The 18,212-nt window shown below is 64.0% G+C and carries 13 protein-coding genes; 11 read left to right on the forward strand and 2 right to left on the reverse strand.

The window, feature by feature from the left end:
• Window positions 1-5 precede the first annotated feature (5 nt).
• The 10 genes from P2869_RS23540 (at window position 6) to P2869_RS23585 (ending at window position 15,039) form a co-directional block, all read left to right on the forward strand.
• Window positions 6-2,642, forward strand: coding sequence for a glycoside hydrolase family 19 protein (locus P2869_RS23540; RefSeq protein WP_277599727.1), 2,637 nt, complete (start codon window positions 6-8; stop codon window positions 2,640-2,642).
• Complete coding sequence (locus tag P2869_RS23545) at window positions 2,636-3,175, forward strand: hypothetical protein (protein WP_277599728.1); 540 nt, start codon at window positions 2,636-2,638, stop codon at window positions 3,173-3,175. Before P2869_RS23540 ends, P2869_RS23545 begins: the two co-directional genes overlap by 7 nt.
• Before the next feature lie 568 nt (window positions 3,176-3,743).
• The gene (locus tag P2869_RS23550) at window positions 3,744-4,001 is read left to right on the forward strand and encodes a PAAR domain-containing protein (protein WP_277599729.1); all 258 of its coding nucleotides are present in this window, start codon (window positions 3,744-3,746) and stop codon (window positions 3,999-4,001) included.
• Between the two features lie 3 nt (window positions 4,002-4,004).
• Window positions 4,005-5,243, forward strand: coding sequence for a hypothetical protein (locus P2869_RS23555; protein ID WP_277599730.1), 1,239 nt, complete (start codon window positions 4,005-4,007; stop codon window positions 5,241-5,243).
• Entirely contained in the window at window positions 5,240-8,803 is a 3,564-nt protein-coding gene (locus P2869_RS23560; RefSeq protein WP_277599731.1) for an ImcF-related family protein, read from the forward strand. Before P2869_RS23555 ends, P2869_RS23560 begins: the two co-directional genes overlap by 4 nt.
• On the forward strand, window positions 8,803-10,392 hold the full coding sequence (gene tssA, locus P2869_RS23565) for a type VI secretion system protein TssA (protein ID WP_267880076.1): 1,590 nt from the start codon (window positions 8,803-8,805) through the stop codon (window positions 10,390-10,392). The genes P2869_RS23560 and tssA overlap by 1 nt, the downstream gene beginning before the upstream one ends.
• A gap of 10 nt (window positions 10,393-10,402) precedes the next feature.
• A complete protein-coding gene (tssF, locus tag P2869_RS23570) occupies window positions 10,403-12,217 on the forward strand; it encodes a type VI secretion system baseplate subunit TssF (protein ID WP_277599732.1) in 1,815 nt (604 codons plus the stop codon).
• Window positions 12,218-12,225: 8 nt separating this feature from the next.
• Window positions 12,226-13,305: a type VI secretion system baseplate subunit TssG gene (tssG, locus tag P2869_RS23575; protein ID WP_152495064.1), complete on the forward strand. Its 1,080-nt coding sequence runs from the start codon at window positions 12,226-12,228 to the stop codon at window positions 13,303-13,305.
• Window positions 13,306-13,317: 12 nt separating this feature from the next.
• On the forward strand, window positions 13,318-13,851 hold the full coding sequence (gene tssJ, locus P2869_RS23580) for a type VI secretion system lipoprotein TssJ (RefSeq protein WP_017776039.1): 534 nt from the start codon (window positions 13,318-13,320) through the stop codon (window positions 13,849-13,851).
• A gap of 303 nt (window positions 13,852-14,154) precedes the next feature.
• Complete coding sequence (locus P2869_RS23585) at window positions 14,155-15,039, forward strand: LysR substrate-binding domain-containing protein (RefSeq protein ID WP_017776040.1); 885 nt, start codon at window positions 14,155-14,157, stop codon at window positions 15,037-15,039.
• A gap of 184 nt (window positions 15,040-15,223) precedes the next feature.
• Here P2869_RS23585 and P2869_RS23590 read toward each other — a convergent pair whose 3' ends face one another.
• Window positions 15,224-16,306: an ionic transporter y4hA gene (locus P2869_RS23590; RefSeq protein ID WP_277599733.1), complete on the reverse strand. Its 1,083-nt coding sequence runs from the start codon at window positions 16,304-16,306 to the stop codon at window positions 15,224-15,226.
• Window positions 16,307-16,493: 187 nt separating this feature from the next.
• On the opposite strand from P2869_RS23590, the gene P2869_RS23595 reads away from it, so the two are divergent.
• Window positions 16,494-17,648 carry an acyl-CoA dehydrogenase family protein gene (locus tag P2869_RS23595; protein WP_277599734.1) on the forward strand — a complete coding sequence of 385 codons (1,155 nt, stop codon included), beginning with the start codon at window positions 16,494-16,496 and terminating at the stop codon, window positions 17,646-17,648.
• A gap of 128 nt (window positions 17,649-17,776) precedes the next feature.
• Here P2869_RS23595 and P2869_RS23600 read toward each other — a convergent pair whose 3' ends face one another.
• Window positions 17,777-18,151, reverse strand: coding sequence for a BON domain-containing protein (locus P2869_RS23600; RefSeq protein ID WP_026121703.1), 375 nt, complete (start codon window positions 18,149-18,151; stop codon window positions 17,777-17,779).
• Window positions 18,152-18,212: the final 61 nt, after the last annotated feature.

The raw sequence follows: 18,212 nt of genomic DNA on the forward strand, positions 1-18,212 counted from the left end.
CAATCATGACAAGCCAACCAGCACCGAAGAAGCCGCAGGTGCCCACCCCGGCACCAGTCAAGCTGAAGCCGTTGCCGTTCGCCTTTCCGTTCCGTCGAAAGGGACGGGGCAAGTCCGAGGCCTCGACTCAATTCACCGACGAACACGAGATTTACCGGCTGCTGGCCGAACGCGAGACGTCAGGCGCGTATCTCGTCAGTCGCAAGGGGATGTGGCACGGCGGTATCCACATCACGGAGGCTGGCGCAGGGCAATCGCTGGATCTTGACGAGGGGCTGCGTTGCATCGCCGATGGCGTTCTGATCGCGTTTCGCGCCAACAAGACATATCCGCTTAGCGAGATCGCCGAGGCCGGTAGCGGATTGCCCGTTAAGGCGCCCTATAGCACGGGCTTCGCGCTGGTGCGGCACACGATGGAGTTCCCGCAGGGCACGAAGCTGACGTTCTACAGCCTGTACATGCACCTGATGTCACGGGATGACTACGCGAACTTCCCGAAGTGTGAAAAACCGTCGTACTGGCAACGGCAATGGAAGATCACACCGCACGCGCAGGACAAGCCTTTACCGGGCCGTAGCGGGCAGATCGCCGATCCGTCGCAGCAGGGGCTGCGGGTTCGCAAAAGCCGCCCGCACGGAGAAATCATTGGCATCCTGCCGCAGGGCGCGAGCGTCAGCACCGGCAAAAGGGAGAAGGGCTGGGGCCAGGTAATGGACCTGCACGGGGCATCGCTGTATCCGCCCGACGCCGGTGGCTACGTCGAGCCCTCCCGTGCTATTGGCGGCTGGGTTTATCTCGGCCAGGAAAACGGCGGGCCGGTCGTCGAGGAGGTCATCCCGGACTCGATGTTCGACCGTGTGATCGTGACGACGAATCAGATGTGCACAAAGGGGGATCCGCAGGGCGATGGAGGCGGCATTCCGGTCAAGGCGGGCGATCTGATTGGCCACCTCGGCCGCTACGACTCGTTGAACCAATGCACGTCCGGAACCCGGATGGCGCACATCGAGGTGTTCTGCGACGACAGCATCCAGTCGTTCCTTGAGCAGGGGCGTGCATGGGTCAACCAGCACGGTCCGCACAAGGACGACTGGGCGACGCTGGGGTTGCCATCCGAGCCGACAATTCTGCGGATCGCGCCGGGCACGGTGCTGTATCAACACACCCAGGACAATAAATTCGTTCCGGGTGCAGACCCGCAGTCGAGAAAGACAGACGCGATTCAGGTGTATTCGCTCGCCGAACTGGCGCGCGACCCGAAGCGGCGAATCCCCGAACCGCATCCGAATCCCAATCCCGGTTACCCGGTGAACTGGTGGCACGTCGAGGGCGTGAATGCACAAGGTCAATCGATCGACGGCTGGGTGTGTGATTTCAACTTCGCTGGGGGACGGGTGACGCGAGAATTCGCGCAGAAGTGGATCGACTTTGAGTGTCTGGGGGATACCCATGATCCGGCGCACACGATCTTTGCGACCACCCAGAAGTGGGTCGATTATGCGAGCGGCGCCAATGTTGCCGACCTTGCTTCGCGTTCGAAGCTCAGCCCCTTGATGCTCAAGGTGTACGGCACCCTGTTCACAAGAGGCGATGGCAAGCAGGCAGCAGATGAACTATGCACGCTGGCGCAGACTGGGCGCGGGGGATATCCGTGGTTGATGCAGGCGGCGTCCCGGCTGATTGTTAAGCATGAGAGCGAATGGGCGAACCCGTCGAAGTGGAAGCAGTTGATCGTCGAGCTGGAGAAGCAGACGGGGCCTAAGCCGCAGCACGAGGAAGAGCAGAAGCGGATCGAGGCGCTCGCGTGGTGGGATGAGGTGAAGGCCGGCATACCGGGTTTTCCGGCGTCGGAGGTTTTTCATATTCATCCGATTGCGTTAGGGGGGAATTTTGCATCGCCATGTGTTCTAACGTGCGCTCACTGTGGATCTGATCTCACGGTTACATCAACTGTCCTACAAAAGATTTTCGCAAGGATCACGACCGAAGATGCGGCAGGATTTGCCCCTGAATTGAATGCCGCCTTTGAAAAATTCGAGATTAATACGTGCCACAGGGTGGCGCACTTCTTTGGACAATGTGAGGTCGAGTGCGGTGGTTTTACCGCTTTCCGTGAAAACCTGAGATACAAGGACGGCAATCGATTGTGGGATATTTATCGGAGCGCCCTTGCGGCTGGGTTGAAGCGTATCCATCCAGATTGGGTGACGCCCCAAATGGAACAGTACACCAAGACACACTTAATAAATAATGATCCAGAGCTGGGCGTGGTTCTCTTTGGCGACAACGCGAATCCTCTCGTGGACTATAGAGGGCGAGGTCTATTGCATCTCACATGGTATGATAATTATGCAAGATATAAGGAAGCTAGCAATATCGATGTTGTCGCAGACCCTTTGAAGGTAGAAACCGACAGGCATGTTGCGACCGATTCGTCCGCATGGTATTGGACCAACCACGCTATTAGCCAAAGTTCTGACAGAAACAACGTAAAGGCAGTTACGAAAAAGATCAACCCTGCGCTAAAGGACTTCGGGCGACGAAAGGCTGCTGCAAAATTGGCTTTTTCGATAATTAACCAAGGGCGTATGCCATGCTCGCAAGACTGGAGTTCAACGTTGACAGGAGGAAATGGATGGTAAAAAAAGGCTTGCTTTTTAAATTTCTTATATGCGTTGCCACAACCTGCTCAATGTCCGGGTGGTGTGCTGAGTCTATGCTTCAACAACTTTCAGCTGAACAGCTTGAGAAAGGGTGCAATCTGGATTTCTATGCTGTCAATTTAGCGAATGACTCACCCGCGATCGGTAGACCAGACTACTCTATAGATATGCGATGGGCGTGTACCGGGAAGTCTACGAAAATCGTAGACACCTATGAGGTAGAGGGCGGTAGTCCTCAAATTGTCACAGTCTTTTATCGAAATAGGAAAGATGTCGTGGTTCTAGTGAAATGGTCGACGAACTCTCAAGCGTCAGATATTCAAGGTGACTACTACAAAATTTACGTATATAGACTTGCGCTCGGAAATTTAGGTAAACCGTTTTTGCGCCAAGAGGATGTTATGAGAAAACTAGGTGAAGGATGGGATGGCGAGATGAATGGAAAGCTCATTCATTATCCGCTTAAAGATGCTGCTTCTATCCGGAAAGCGCTTAACCGTCTCGGCTACTGAGCAACCAACGCGATGGAGCGTGCTTTCGATTTCCTGAAAACAATCCCACTGGCGTAATTAACTGAAACCTGAGGAGATTAAAAATATCGCCTGCGGAGGCAATTCAACGAATCTGAACTGTAAGGGATCGGCATCATGAATAAAAATAAGAGCTCAATTTTTGTGTGCATATTCGCCGCGACTTCGGCCAGTGGGTGGCGCCTCCAGTCTCCCCCTTTTGCCAGCGAATGGGGCTGGAATAATTCTCCGGGCACGATGACGTTTTCAATTAATCTAGAGCAATAAGGCAAAAAGCTTCAAGGGCAGTATTGTGCAGTGACGCAAAGCGGCAACAAGACGGACTGTGACGATGAAAAAATCAAAATATTGATGGGGTTGTCGATGGCACTGGGAAATCGGCAGTCGTCAACTCCTCTTCTTTCTTTGGCGTAAAGAATGGAAAGGCAGTTCTGAAGGTAAATGATGGACATCTCATTTGGCATATTGTCAGAAACCCAAGTGAAGGGGAATTCTACGCACCCAAAGATGCCATCTTGGCACCTCATCAATTCACAAGGGAAAACACTAAATGAAAAATCTCGCATACGAAGGCGACTCAACGAGCCACGGCGGCAAGATCCTGACCGGCTCGGATCGCATCAAGGTGAAGGGTCGTCGGGCCGCCCGTGTCGGTGACAAGGTGTCGTGCCCGATCCACGGCGACAACGAAATCGTCGAAGGCAGCGGCAGGATGAAGGATGGCGCCACGCCGATATCGCGTGATGGCGATCACACGCGGTGTGGGGCCGTCCTCATTGCCTCTTCCGCCGGGGCGCGGGTTCGATAAGCGATGCCTGTTGATTTCAATCGCGTGCCGCCACGGGTAGCGGTGCCGCCCGCGCCGCAGCCGTCGATGGTCGTCTGGACGATCCTGCTGATTCTGGTGATGGGCGCAGGAGCGGCACTGGCGGTCGTGCTATGGCCTGCGGGCGCGCCGACGAACACGCTGTGGTTCTGGTTTTGTGTCGCGGGCTACCCATTCATGGCGTGGGCATTTCTGCTGTGCTCCTGGCTCGGATACGGCTATGTCCGTCGCAATCAGGCGATTGCGACCAACCGCATCAGCGATGAGGCAGAGCGGGCGTGTCATGCCGTGGCGGGCCGGCCGCTGACGGTACTGGGCCATGCCTGGTGCTTCGCCGCGAACGATTCGGAAAATTCGCTCGAAGGAATCCTAAACGGAACTGAACTGGCGAAGCTTCGGGCAAGCGGCGCAGTCGCCGATAGCGAAGTCAATGCACGTTGGCTCGACATCCCCGATATGCATTTTCTTCCGGGTAACGAACTCGCCGAACATGCCCGCCATCACGCCGTTTGTACGTGGCTGCTCGAACGTCTGATCGACCGTCTCCTGCCGCAGCTCAGCGCTCTTCCACCGCGAACGAATCTGCAGGTCGAGCTGCATCATCGGTCGAGGCTCAAATCTGGGGCCGTCGGGACCCGGCTACGGGAGGTGCTCGCTGAACGAGTCCCCGCGTTAAAGGTGGACGTCGTGCCTAGTGAACAGCCGATTCCGCTCTTCCGCACGGACGCGTGGCTTGACAAGCAATACATCAACACAGCCAACCTGTTGGTAGCTATTGAGCTTCGCGATGCAATCAGTGCCGTCCTGTCTGATGGCGTTGCAGAGGCGGGCGTTGCCCTGCTCGTTGGGCACCCGCGCCTTACGTCACCGGCCAATCCCGTTGGACTACGTCTGCACCGGCCAGCCAAAGGCACGCTTGATGCCGCCGCTTCGACGCTTGAGCTTGCAACCCGTTGGGGACAATCTTTGCGCGGTCGCCTGCACACGGTGTGGGTGCATGGCCTGACCAGTGACGCTATGAGTGCAGTTCGGCAAGCCGCGTTATTCCCGGATAAGACGCGATGGATCGCGCTCGAGACGTCGGTGGGCGACTGCTCGGGCGCAGGGCCGTGGTTGGCCGTCGCCCTTGCCGCAGAAAGTGCCCGGACAACGGGCGATCCGCAATTGGTGCTATGTGGCGAAGGTGAGGAACTGATCGCCCTCATATGCAGAAAGCAGACATGAACGACAACAGGAATGAAAACAAGACTCGACCGGCCGGCCTCTTCATTGGCAGTGCGGCTGTCATCGTCTTCCTTGCGCTTGGTATCGCGATATGGGTCGAGGGGCTCCGTCACGGGTGGTCTCGCGATACCCGCATCATCATCGAGCTTTCGCTGCTGTGCGCCTTGCTGGTGGTAATCCTGCTGGTCAAGTACTTCGAGGTGGTGCTGCTGTGGATCGCATCGCTGAGAGCTTCCCGCTGGTTTGCCCGTTACGACGCCGGCAGGCGCGCAGCGTCCGTGGACCACGACGATCAGGGTCAATCGTCGGGACAAGCCGACCGGGCTACATTGCTTCGCAATGCCCTGAGCGACCGTCACGGTTTCCGTTGGCGCTACCGCGAACGCTGGGTTCTCCTTGCTGGCGACGAACCGCTTGTAAAGCGCCTGGCGCCGGGACTTGTTGACAAGGGGTATCTGATTACCGGCGACGCGGTCCTGCTCTACGCAAAACAAACCACCACCACGCTCGACACGGACTGGCTCGACCAGATCCGCCGCCTGCGCCGCCGTCGCCCGGTCGATGCCATCGTAGGCATCGTGAGCGGCCGTAGCTCCGCGAACGCCCCATTCGATACCGATGGCCTCGCCCAGCGGCTCGCCCGCCATGCCCGCGCCCTGCGCTGGGCGGCGCCTGCCTACCTGCTCAACGTCACCGATTTCGGCAGCGAAACATCGGGTCCCGACGACGCCATCGGCTTCACATGGTCACGCCCGCTCGTGAACCAGGACGAGATCAACCGGTCCCTGCAGGGGCTCTCATACGACCTCGCCGATGCCGGCGTCGTACGACTCACGCGGAATGCCTCCGATCGCTATTCCGTCGAACTCTCGCGACATATCGACCGGCTGCGCGACGGGTTGACCGGCCTGGTCCAGCAGACGTCGCAGTCCCGCCTGTGGCGCCACGCTGTCCACGGCCTCCTTTTCGCACCGCTGTTCAAGGAACGGGTGCTGGCGCTGCCCGCGTCTGCCGACGCGAACGACGACGAGCCGGCTGGCAGCCCGCAACACCGCAGTATCTGGCAAATCGTCGCCACCCACAGCCGCACGGTCCACGGCCGCCGCGTCGGTTTCTCGCTATCGACCACCGCAGCATGGCTGACCACCGCCATGCTTCTCCTGTGGCTCACCGGCACGACGATCTCGGGCTTCACGAACCGCGCAACCATCCAGGCAGCCGGCGGCACGCTGACGAAGCACTCCGCCTCGCAAGACCGCACGCAGGCCCTGCAGACGCTCGACAGCCTCGACCGCCAGATCGACACGCTCGAAACCCGTCAGCGCGACGGTGCCCCCTGGACAACACGCTTCGGCCTGAACCACGACGCCGCGCTGCTGGCAGCCCTGTGGCCGGGCTACGAGAACGCCGCGGGTCGCATCCTCGTCGGTCCCATCCGCGAGAGGCTCGAGTCGCGATTGCGCCAGCTCGCTTCGCTGTCGGACGCGGAGATCGCGAGCGGCGGCAACGCGCAGGTGCAGGCCGCCTACGACACGCTCAAGGCCTACCTGATGCTGGCGAAGCCCGAGCGCGCGATGGCCGCGTTCCTCGCGCCGCAACTGGTCGCTACCGCGGTACCCGCGCGACCGGAGAACTCGTCCGTATCCGCCGGCACCTGGGAGGACCTGCGCCAGCACACCATCGCGTTCTTTGCGAACCACGTCGGACGCGGTGCGTCGGCAGACGGTTCGTCGCTGGCCATCGTGCCCGACGGCGGCCTGATCGCGGCCACGCGTCAGACTGTCATCGGCGTGCGCGGCATCCAGAACTCGAAGGACGCGCTGTACCAGCAGATCATCGCGGACGCGTCGCCGAAGTACCCGCCGGTGTCCCTCGCGACGTTGCTCGGCGACACCACGGGCCGCGGTCTCTTCAACACGACGGCGACCATTCCTGGCGTGTTCACGCGTACCGCGTGGGAGGAACGCATCTCGAAGGCCATCGACGAGGCGAGCGGGCAGCGCGACGTCGCCGGCGACTGGGTGCTCTCGGACACGAAAGCGACGAACCCCGCGCCGTCGACGCTGAAGGCCGAACTGCGCCAGCGTTACTTCGACGACTACACGCGCGCATGGGCGCTGTTTCTCAACAGCCTGCGCTGGCTGCCGGCCCCCACGCTCTCGGCCACCGCCGACCAGCTCACGCTGCTGGCCGACCCGCAACGCTCGCCGCTCGTCGCGCTGATGAACGCGATCGTCTGGCAGGCAGGGGCGGGCGCGAATGCGCAGTCGCTGTCCGATACGCTGATCAGCAAGACACAGCAGCTCGTCGGCGCCGACGAAAAAAATCCGTCGAAGCAGGCGCAGCCGCAACTCGCGCCGCTCGCCATGGCGTTTGGGCCGATCCTGCGGCTCACGGGCAGCGACATCGCTCAGCCCGCGCCAGCGGGCAGCAAGGCCGCGGTTCAGCAGGCTGCAACGGGCGACCTGAGCCTCGCGCGCTACCTCGAACGCGTCACGGCGATGCGCCTCAAAGCCACGCAGATCGTCTCGAGCAGCGACCCGGACGCGATGGCCCGAATGGCCGCGCAGTCGGTGCTGCAGGGCAAGACCTCCGACATCGCCGAAAGCCGCGACTACGCGAGCCGCGTGGCCGCCAGCCTCGGCGAGCAGTGGGCCGGTTTCGGCGAGCTGTTCCGCGCGCCGCTCGACCAGACCTGGCAGGTGGTCGTGCAGCCTGCCGCGTCGAGCCTGAACGACATCTGGCGCAGCGCGATCGTCGCTGACTGGAACCGCTCGTTTGGCGGCCGTTATCCGTTCGCGGATTCGGACAACGATGCGTCGCTGCCCGAGATGGCGCGCTTCATGCGGCCCGACAACGGCGTCATCGCACAGTTCGTGACGACGCAGCTTGCCGGTGTTGTCGAGCGGCAGGGCGACCGGTGGGTGGCGGCCCAAGGCGCGGACCATGGCGCGCTGACCATCGATCCGGCGTTCCTCAGGAGCCTCAACCAGCTCACGCGCATTTCGTCGGTCGTGTTCCCGTCCGGCGACGCGCACGTGCGCTACGAACTGAGCGCGGTGCCCACGCCGGGCGTGACCGACATGAGGTTCGTGCTGTCCGGACGCGAGCTGCACTACTTCAACCAGAAGCAGGAGTGGACGCCGTTCGAATGGCCTGGCCAGTCGCTCGAAAACCTCTCGCACGTCGAATGGCAGACGGCGCAGGGCGGACTGCGCAGCGCGCTCGATGCGCAGGGCCGCTTCGGCCTGGTCCGGCTGCTCGAGCGCGCGAAGGTTTCACAGCAGGACAGCGCACGCTACCTGCTGACGTGGACGCCCGACACGAGCCAGGGCATTCCGCTCAAGGTCCAGTTGCGCAGCGAGGCGGGCGCGGGGCCGCTCGACGTGCTGCAGCTGCGCCACTTCACGCTGCCGGCGCGGGTCTTCGTGACGGGCCCGGCTGCCGGTGGACCGAAGCTTTCGGGCACCAGTCCACCGCCGTTGCCGGCTTCTGCCATCGCCGCGGCAAAGCACGCCGCCATGCCGCTGCCCGGCGGCTACGTACCGGAGGTTCAATGATGTTGGGCGGACTTTTCAAGCGCCTTTTTCCGACCCGCGACGACGGCGAGCAACTCGCGCGCGCCCGCCTCGATGCCTGGTCTGCCTGGGTCCAGCCGCTGCCTGGCGAGGGTGGGGCGGGCCGCGACCCCGGCTACGAAGACGTGTTCTTCGAAGTACGCGAGGAAACGCAGAAGCTCTCGGGCATCGACGATGGCCTCATCATCCGTTCCTGCGAGCAGCTACTGAAGGAGACCGGCAAAGACCTGCGTCTCGCGGGCTATTACGCGTTCGCGCGGCTGAGGCAGGACGGTGCCGCCGGTTTTGCGGACGGCCTCGAACTGGCGGCTGCACTCGTCGACCGCTTCGGCGAAGCGCTGCTCCCCGCACGGGCCGAAGCGAAGAAGGGCGCGCTCGAAATGCTGGCGACCACGCGCATGATCGAGCTGCTGGAGCGCCGGGGTGCCTTCGCACCGCAGGACCTCGAACGTGCGCTTGCCGCGCTCGACGTGCTGCTCGAACGAACCGCAACGTGGCCCGAAGCCGCGCGGCCGAACCTGCAGCCGCTCGTGTCCCGCTTCGACCAGAAGGCCGAGCCTGCACGCGCGGCGGAGGCAGACGCGGGCGTGGCAGCGGCAGCGGTTCCGTCGGCGAGGACGGCCACGTCGAGCCCCATCGGGTCCACACGCGACCTGCTCGACCAGGCCCGCACGATGGCGGTGTGGCTGCGCGATCAGGAAAACGGCTATCTGCCCTCGGTGCGGCTCGTGCGCAGCGTGCGCTGGGACACGCTGCATGAAGTCCCACCCGCCGATGCCAAGGCTCAGACGCGTCTGCCACCGCCGCGCGGCGAACTGCGCCAGCAGATGAAGCGGCTCGTGCTGCAGAAGCAGTGGCACGAACTGCTCGAACGTGTCGAGGGCGCGTTCATGGAGGGCGTGAATCACCTGTGGTTTGACCTCCAGTACTTCCAGCACGTGGCGCTCGATCACGTCGGCGCGCCGTACAGCACCTGGCGAGAACTGCTGCGCGCGGATTTCGCGCTGTTCCTCGAACGGCTGCCCGGCATCGAGCGTCTCGCCTTCAACGACGGCACGCCGTTCGCCGACGACGCGACGCTCGAATGGATCGCGCGTCACGCCGTAGTACGCGACCTTGAAGCAGGGGAGACGGTGGCGCCGTTCCCTGTGTCGGCCGACAAGGAAGGCGAGGCGGCCGGCGACTGGCCCGAGATCGAGGCGCAGGCCCGCGACCTGTCGGCGCGCGAGGGCGTGGAGGCGGCGTTTGGCTGGCTCGACGCATTGCCCGGCATGAAGACGAAGCGGCACCGCTACCTGCAACGGCTCGTCATGGCGCGCCTCGCCGACTACGGCGGGAAGCCCGACACGGCGCTGGCACTGCTGAACGAACTCGACGGCGCGGCGCGTTCGCTGCCGCTCGCGAGCTGGGAGCCGGCGCTCGTCTTCGAAATCAAGCAGCAGTTGCTTCGCACGCTGAAGGCCATGAGCAACCGCAAGGATGCGGATAAGCCGGCGCTCGCGCGGCGCATCGGCGAACTGCAGGCGGAACTGACCGTGCTGGATCCGGCGCGCGCGCTCGCCCTCTCATAAGAACAAACCCATGAAAAACGACGACCCCATCCTGCGCTACTACGAAGCCGAGATGCGCTACCTGCGCGAGTCCGGCAGGGAGTTCGCGAAGGCGCATCCCGACCGCGCGCGCCTGCTCAACCTCGACCGCGTGGGCGACCGCGATCCGTATGTCGAACGACTCTTCGAAGGCTTCGCGTTCCTGACCGGGCGACTCAGACAGAAGCTCGACGACGAGCTGCCCGAGCTGACCGAGGGCCTCGTGAGCCTGCTGTGGCCGCATTACCTGCGGATGATCCCATCGCTCTCGGTGGTCGAACTCATGCCGCTTGCCGAGAAGCTGCAGAAGACCGAGGTGGTGCCGGCCGGCGTGCCGGTGCGTTCCGCGCCCATCGCCGTGCCGCCGCCCGCCGGCGCGGAAGGCACGACGCCGAAGACGGTCCAGTGCCTCTACCGCACGACGCAGGACGTCACCGTGCAGCCGCTGTCGATCACGCATGCCGGGCCGACCGTGCGCCACGACGGACGCTCGGTGATCCGCCTGGGTTTCCAACTGCACCACTCGGCGCGCCGGCAGGAGATCGATCTGTCGCTGCTGCGCCTCTATCTGAACGCGGACCTGCCCACTGCGTTCGCGATGCATCTTGCGCTCACGCGTCAGGTGGAAGCCGTCCACTGGCGTGTGCCTGAAATCCGCGACGGCGAAGCCGTGCCGCTTTCGGGCGTCACGATCGAGCCCGCCGGCTTTTCCGCAGAAGAGCGGCTGTGGCCCAAGGCCGATGCCGCGTTCTCCGGCTACCAGTTGCTGCTCGAATACTTCACGTTCCGCGAGAAGTTTCTTTTTGTGGACCTGTGTGGTCTTGACGTCGCGAAGCTCCCCGAGAAATCGGACCGGTTTGAGCTGGAGATCGTGCTGCAGCACGCCTGGCCCGCCGACCACCGGTTCGGCGCAGAGAACGTGCGCCTCTTCTGCAGCCCCGTGATCAACCTGTTCGAACTCGATGCCGAGCCCATCGTGATCAACCACCACGAGACGGAGTACCGCGTGGTGCCCGCGGGCCACCAGGGCGCGCACGTGGAAACCTACTCGGTCGACGCGATCGAGACCTTCGACCACGAGACAGCCGAGCGCTACGAATACGTGCCGTTCGCGACGTTCCGGCACCGCGGCGGCATGCTGCGTCACGAGGCGCCCGAGCGCTATTTCCACAGCCGCGTGAGACCCGGCGTGTCAGGTCTGCACGAAACGTGGGTGATTCTCGGCGGCCACGCGTGGGAGACGATGGACATGCTGCCCGAGGAAAGCCTCTCGCTGCGCGTGACAGGCACGAATGGCCTGCTGCCGCGCAAGGGTCTGCGCGAGGCGAGCCTCGACGAACTGGCGGCCAGTACGCCGAACGTGACGGGCGTGCGCAACCTCGTGTCGCCGACGCTGCCGCTCTATCCACCCACCCAGGACCGCTTCCAGTGGCGCCTGCTGTCGCATCTCGCGCCGAACTTCCTCTCGATGATGAGCGCCGAGGTGCTGCGCGGCGCGCTCGCGCTCTACGACTGGACCGACGACGAACTCAACCGCCGCCGGCTCGCCGGCATCCTGCGGGTCTCGCAGGAACTGATCGAGGAGGTGACGGGCGGCGCGGTCGAGCGCGGCGTGCTGATCGAGGTGACGCTCGATTCCCACGCGTTCGCGGGCGAGGGCGACGTGATGCTGTTCGGCGAACTGCTGCATCGCTTCTTCGCGCTCTACGCCGATATCAACCTGTTCACGAAGCTCGCGATCGTGAGCCTGCCGTCGCAGGCGCGGGTGGAATGGTCGCGCAGCAAGGCACAGCGGGCACCGTTATGAGTGCGGCCATGAAGGCAGCCAGCCTGTCCCATCTCGAACCGCTTGTAGCGTCGCTGCTCGCACGCGCGCCGCAGATGAGCTTCATGCAACTGTGCCGGCTGCTGGAAGCGCGTGCGCCGGACCAGCCTGGCCTTGGTACCCGCGACACGCCGGAGCACGAACCGGTGCGCTTCCGTCCGCGGCCTCGCACCGGCTTTCCCGCTGGCGAGATCGCCTCCGTCGGGTTCGACGAGGAGCATCCCGACGCACCACCCACAGTACGCACGACGTTCATGGGCCTGTACGGCGTCGATGCCGCGGTGCCGTCGCACATGATCGACGACATCGTGATGCGCGAGGAGGGCCACGAAGCGGTCGAGTCGTTCCTCGACCAGTTCAATCACCGTTACGTCACGCTGCTGTATCGCGCGTGGAAGAAGTACCGCCATGCCGAGAGCTTCCGGGCAGGTGGCGCCGATGCGCATTCGCGCAGCCTGCTGTGCCTTGCGGGCTTCGGCTGGGGCGACAAGCCGGCGCGCGCGGGCCTGCCCGACTCGCGCATGCTCGCGCTGCTCGGTCTGCTGGTCCAGCGCACGCGCACGCCGGAGGGGCTCGCAGGCGTGATTGCGCTGGCGGCGCCCGGCGTCGACGTGCACGTGAACGAGTTCTGGCCGGTCACGACGTCGACCGGCAAGCCACAGCCGCTCGGCGCGGCCACGAACGAAGGCGGCAGAGGCAAGGGGCTCGGCGGCGGCTACGTGCTGGGCCGACGCATGGCGTATCGCAGCCGCGCGGTGCGCGTGACGCTGCGGCCTGCCGACCGGCGCCAGGCGCACGACCTGCTGCCCGGCGCGTCGCTGCATCGCGAGTTGATGGCCTTCGTGCAGCTTTACGTGGGCGTGAAGGCCGACGTGCATCTGCGCATGGAGATGTCGTCGCGCCACGCGCCGCAGCCTTCTATCGGCCCGCCTGGCGCAGGTCCGTCGCCGCGCCTGGGCTGGACCACGGTGCTGCCGGCGCAGGCAGAGCGGCGCATCAATATTTCGCTGGGGGTCTATGAGGCTTTTCCGCGCGCTGCGTCTGTTTCAGCCTCACCCCAATCCGCCTGACAAGGACTGAAGATGTCGATCCGTTTCATCACAACAACCATCTCGCTGGCGCTGGCACTGTCGGGCTGCGGCGCCTGGCAGGCCGTGTCCGACTCGACGGCGAGCGCGTATCACGCCGTGTTCTTCAAGCAGGTGAAGACGCTCAACGTCGATCTGTCGGCGCGCGAGGCGCTCAATCCCGATGATGCTGGCCGTCCGACGTCGGTCGCGGTCCGCGTGTATCAGCTCAAGGAGCGCAAGTTGTTCGACGCAGCGTCCTACGACGATCTGCTGAAGAACGACCGCACCGTGCTCGCACAGGATCTGCAGGCCAGCATGGCTTCGGTGCTGAACCCCGGCGCGTCGGTGAGCCTCTCGCAGCCCATGGAGCCCGGCACAAGGTACGTCGCGATCGTGGCGCTCTACCGGGAGCCGGGTAAGGACAGCGCCTGGAAGCGCGTCATCGAAAAGAAAAAGCTGGATGCCGACAAACCGCTCAGGCTCACGCTGGTGGACCGGCAGATCGAGGCCCTGGACGACGCGGCGCAGAAGCAAAGCACACGCTGACCAGGCTGTCTTCGCGCGGCTAAACGGGTCGTGACGTCATCACGGACCTCACGAACATTGCACGCCGGCGGCCGGTTGGCGACAGCCGCTTCCATTACCGATCGACAGCCGCAGCTCTGCGCCCGCGCGCCGGCGGTATGAGCGCTTCGCATACCTCCAGGGTAACCGCCCACACCGCATCGGTTTTTGTTCGCTTATCCTGTGGCCCCAAGCGCATCAAAAGCTCGTTTCGCCGCACCGGTCGGGATGAGTTTTACTGATGCTTGGCCGCCCAACCATCCTGCTCCTCCCGCCGTCCCCGCCATGCGACGACTTCCGCCTCTGAACGCCCTGCAGATCTTCGAGACCGTCGCGCGTCACCGCAGCTTCACGCGTGCGGCGGAGCATCTGTGTCTCACGCAAGGTGCGGTGAGCCGGCAGATTCTTGCGCTCGAAGACTACTACGGTTTTCCGCTGTTCAAGCGTCACGCGAAAGGGCTCACGCTCACGGCCGAAGGCGAGTTGCTGCTGCCGGCGGTGAAGGAGAGCTTTGCCCGTATCGAGGAAATTTCGCTGCGTCTCACGCGCCAGCGCACCGATCTCGCGCTCAAGGTGCCCACCTGCGTGATGCGCTGGATGCTGCCGAAGATCATGCGCTTTCAGGGCGAGTATCCGGACCTGCACGTGCAGATCACCACGACGTGGCAGCACGATGTGGATTTCGAGGTGGAGCCGTTCGATGCCGCCATCGTCTACGGTACGTCTCCCGGCGCGGATGTCCAGGCGGTGCCGTTGATCGAGGAACGCCTGACGCCGGTGTGTGCGCCCGAACTGCTCGTCGATAAACCGCTCGCGCGGGCCGAAGATCTGGCGCGGCACACGCTGCTGCATCCCACGCGCGATCATCGCGACTGGAAGATGTGGCTCGCGCACGCGGGCGTGAGCGAGGCGAGCGGTGTCGATGCGAGCCACGGGCCGAGCTTCGAAACCCTCGATCTGGCGACCAACGCGGCGCTGCAGGGCTTCGGCGTGGCGATCAGCGACCTGGCGCTGATCGAGGAAGACGTGGCGGCGAAGCGGCTCGTGCGTCCGTTCGATACGGTGCTCACCACGGGCGCGCGTTACTTTTTCGTCTATCCCGAAAGCGTGGCGCATCTGCAAAAGGTGCAGCGCTTTCGAGAGTGGCTTGCGGCCCATTGGGCCGACTGAGGGGCTCACCGAGGGCTCACCCAGGGCTCACCCAGGGCTCACCGAGGGCTCATTGAGGGCTCATTGAGGGCAAACTGAGCGGCCGCCCCGAAGGACCGGCGAAGAACCACAACCCGGGGCGATCACGCGAAGCGCCCGCGCATGAGGCGGCATCAGCCTTAACACCGGACGCTCGCAGCAAGACCTACGGCGCCACCGAAAGAAACAGATACGCCGCGAACAGCGACAGGTGCACGGCGCCTTGCAGGATGGTCGTGCGGCCGGTGCCGAGCGTGAGCGTACCCACGATCAGCGTCAGCACGAGCAGCACCGTATCCCGCCCGCCGATGCCGAGCGCGAGCGGCATGTGGAACCCCAGCGTGACGACCGCCACGGTCGGAATCGTGAGTCCGATGCTGGCGAGCGCGGAGCCCAGCGCCAGGTTGAGACTCGTCTGCAGCCGGTCCGCGCGCGCCGCGCGCAACGCCGCGAGGCCTTCGGGCAGCAGCACGAGCGCGGCGATGACGATACCCACCACCGCTTCGGGCAAACCCGCCTCGCGCACGGCCGCTTCTACGGCCGGCGACAGCAGCTTGGCCAGCAGCACGACAGCGACGAGGCTGACCAGTAGCAGCGCCGCCGACACCATCGCGACGCGCGCACTGGGCGGCGCCGCATGGTGGTGCTCGCCGTTGCCCGCTGCGAGAAAGTAATCGCGGTGCCGCACGGTCTGCACGAATACGAACACGCAATAGAGCACGAGCGACGACACGCCCGCGAACGCGAGCTGCGAGGGCGAGAGCATGGGGCCGAGGTTCTGGCTCGTGTAGTTGGGCATCACGAGCGAGAGCACGGAGAGCGACGCCAGCACAGCGAGCGCCGCGCTCGCCCCGCGAATCTGGAAGTCCTGCTCGCGGTGGCGCAAGCCGCCCATGAGCAGGCAAAGGCCGACGATACCGTTGCACACGATCATCACCGCCGCAAACACGGTATCGCGCGCGAGGCCCGCCTTTTCCGGACCGCCGCCGATCATCACCGAGACGATCAACGCCACCTCGATCACGGTCACCGCGACGGCGAGCACCAGCGTGCCGAACGGCTCGCCCACGCGATGCGCGACCACCTCTGCGTGATGCACGCCCGCAAACACTGCCCCCGCGAGCGCGATGCCCACCAGCACCAGCAGCGGCGCGTGACCCGGCAACAGCAGGCCTGCGCACAGCACGATCCACGCGGCAATCGGCGTGAGGAGGGTCCAGCGGGGCAGCGCGGTCGATGTCGTCGTCATGCGGTCGTTCCTCTTGTGGTTCGTCGATGCCACGGCGCGGCAACAGTTATGCTTCGTCTGCCGGATGAACAGGCCCGATCCAATATAGCAAATGACAGTGGGCGTTCTTCACCGCATCGGGCGACCGAATGACCGACCGAAGCAAAGACCCGCGCCGCAAACCCGAAGAGCCGCCGAAGGAGACGTTGTGATTCGTAGCCAGGAAACGCTGAACCTGCTGCTCGACAGCATTGCCCGCTTCGTGCGCGAGCGCCTCGTGCCCGCCGAAGCGATCGTCGCCGAAACCGACCAGATTCCCGAGGCCCTGCTCGCCGAGATGAAGGCGCTTGGCCTGTTCGGCCTCTGCCTGCCGGAGGAATACGGCGGGCTTGGCCTCACCATGGAAGAGGAAGTGCTGGCCGCCATGGAACTCGGCAAGACGTCGCCCGCGTTCCGCTCCGCGGTGGGCAGCAACAACGGCATCGGGTCCATGGGCATCGTGATCGACGGGACGCCCGGGCAAAAGCAGAAGTATCTGCCGCGGCTCGCCTCGGGCGAACTCATCGGCTCATTCTGTCTGACCGAGCCGGAAGCCGGCTCCGACGCCGCGTCGCTGCGCACCACCGCCACTCGCGACGGCGACCATTACGTACTGAACGGCACGAAGCGCTTCATCACCAACGCGCCGGAAGCGGGCATCTACACGGTGATGGCGCGCACCGACCCGGCAAGCAAGGACGCCGGCGGCATTTCGGCATTCGTCGTGGAACGCGATACGGCGGGACTGTCGCTGGGCAAGATCGACCGCAAGATGGGGCAGAAGGGCGCCCACACGTGCGACGTGATCTTCGAGAACTGCCGCGTGCCGGCTGAGAGCTTGATCGGCGGGCGTGAAGGCGTCGGGTTCAAGACCGCGATGAAGGTGCTCGACAAGGGCCGTCTGCATATTGCCGCCGTGGCGACTGGCGCCGCCGAACGCATGCTGGCAGACGCGCTGCGTTATGCGATGGAGCGCAAACAGTTTGGCAAGCCGATCGTGGAATTCGAGCTGATTCAGGCGATGCTTGCCGACAGCCAGGCCGAAATCTACGCCTCGCGCTGCATGATCGTGGACGCCGCGCGCCGTCGCGACGATGGCGAGCGCGTTACCGCTGAGGCGTCATGCGCGAAGATGTTCGCCACGGAAATGTGCTCGCGCGTGGCTGACCGCGCCGTGCAGATTTTCGGCGGCGCAGGCTACATGAGCGAATACGGGATCGAACGGTTTTATCGCGACGTGCGGCTCTTTCGCATCTACGAAGGCACCACGCAGATCCAGCAGATCGTGATTGCCCGTGAAATGCAACGCCGCGCGCAGGGCTAATGCCGGCGGCCGCGCAGGCGCCTGCCCCGTCCTCCCGCCTCGGCCATGCGAAGCACCGTATGCCGGCAAGACAGGAAGGCGGGAAACAGGCGCAAGGCTGACGCAAGCGCGAGCGGGAATCGCCGTACTTACTGGCCGCCCTCGGAACGCACGGTCAACGCGTTCTTGACCGACGTGACACCGGCTACGCCCTGTGCCACCTGCGTGGCCTGATCGATCTGCGAGGCGTCCGGCACGGTGCCCGCGAGCGTCACGGCGCCGTTGTTCGCGCGGACCGTGATGTTGGCCACTGAAATGCCTTTCGCATGGGCGAGCGCGGCGCGCACCTTCTTCTGCAAGGCGCGATTGGCCGTGCGTGCAGCCTTCTTGCTCGCCTTGGCCGACGCGGCGGTGTTGGCGGTGTCGGTTGCGGCGCTGGTGTCGCTCGCCTGCGCCCATGCGTTGACCGAAGCCGCGACGACGAGTGCGCCGACTGCCATCCTGATTGCGTGAATTGCCTTCATGCGTTTTCTCCAGTTGTCATGATGTCGAGGGCGTTCATTGCAACCGCCTGTTGCTGCGGGC

The sequence above is a fragment of the Paraburkholderia sp. SUR17 genome (assembly GCF_029536165.1).
GTDB lineage: Bacteria > Pseudomonadota > Gammaproteobacteria > Burkholderiales > Burkholderiaceae > Paraburkholderia > Paraburkholderia kururiensis.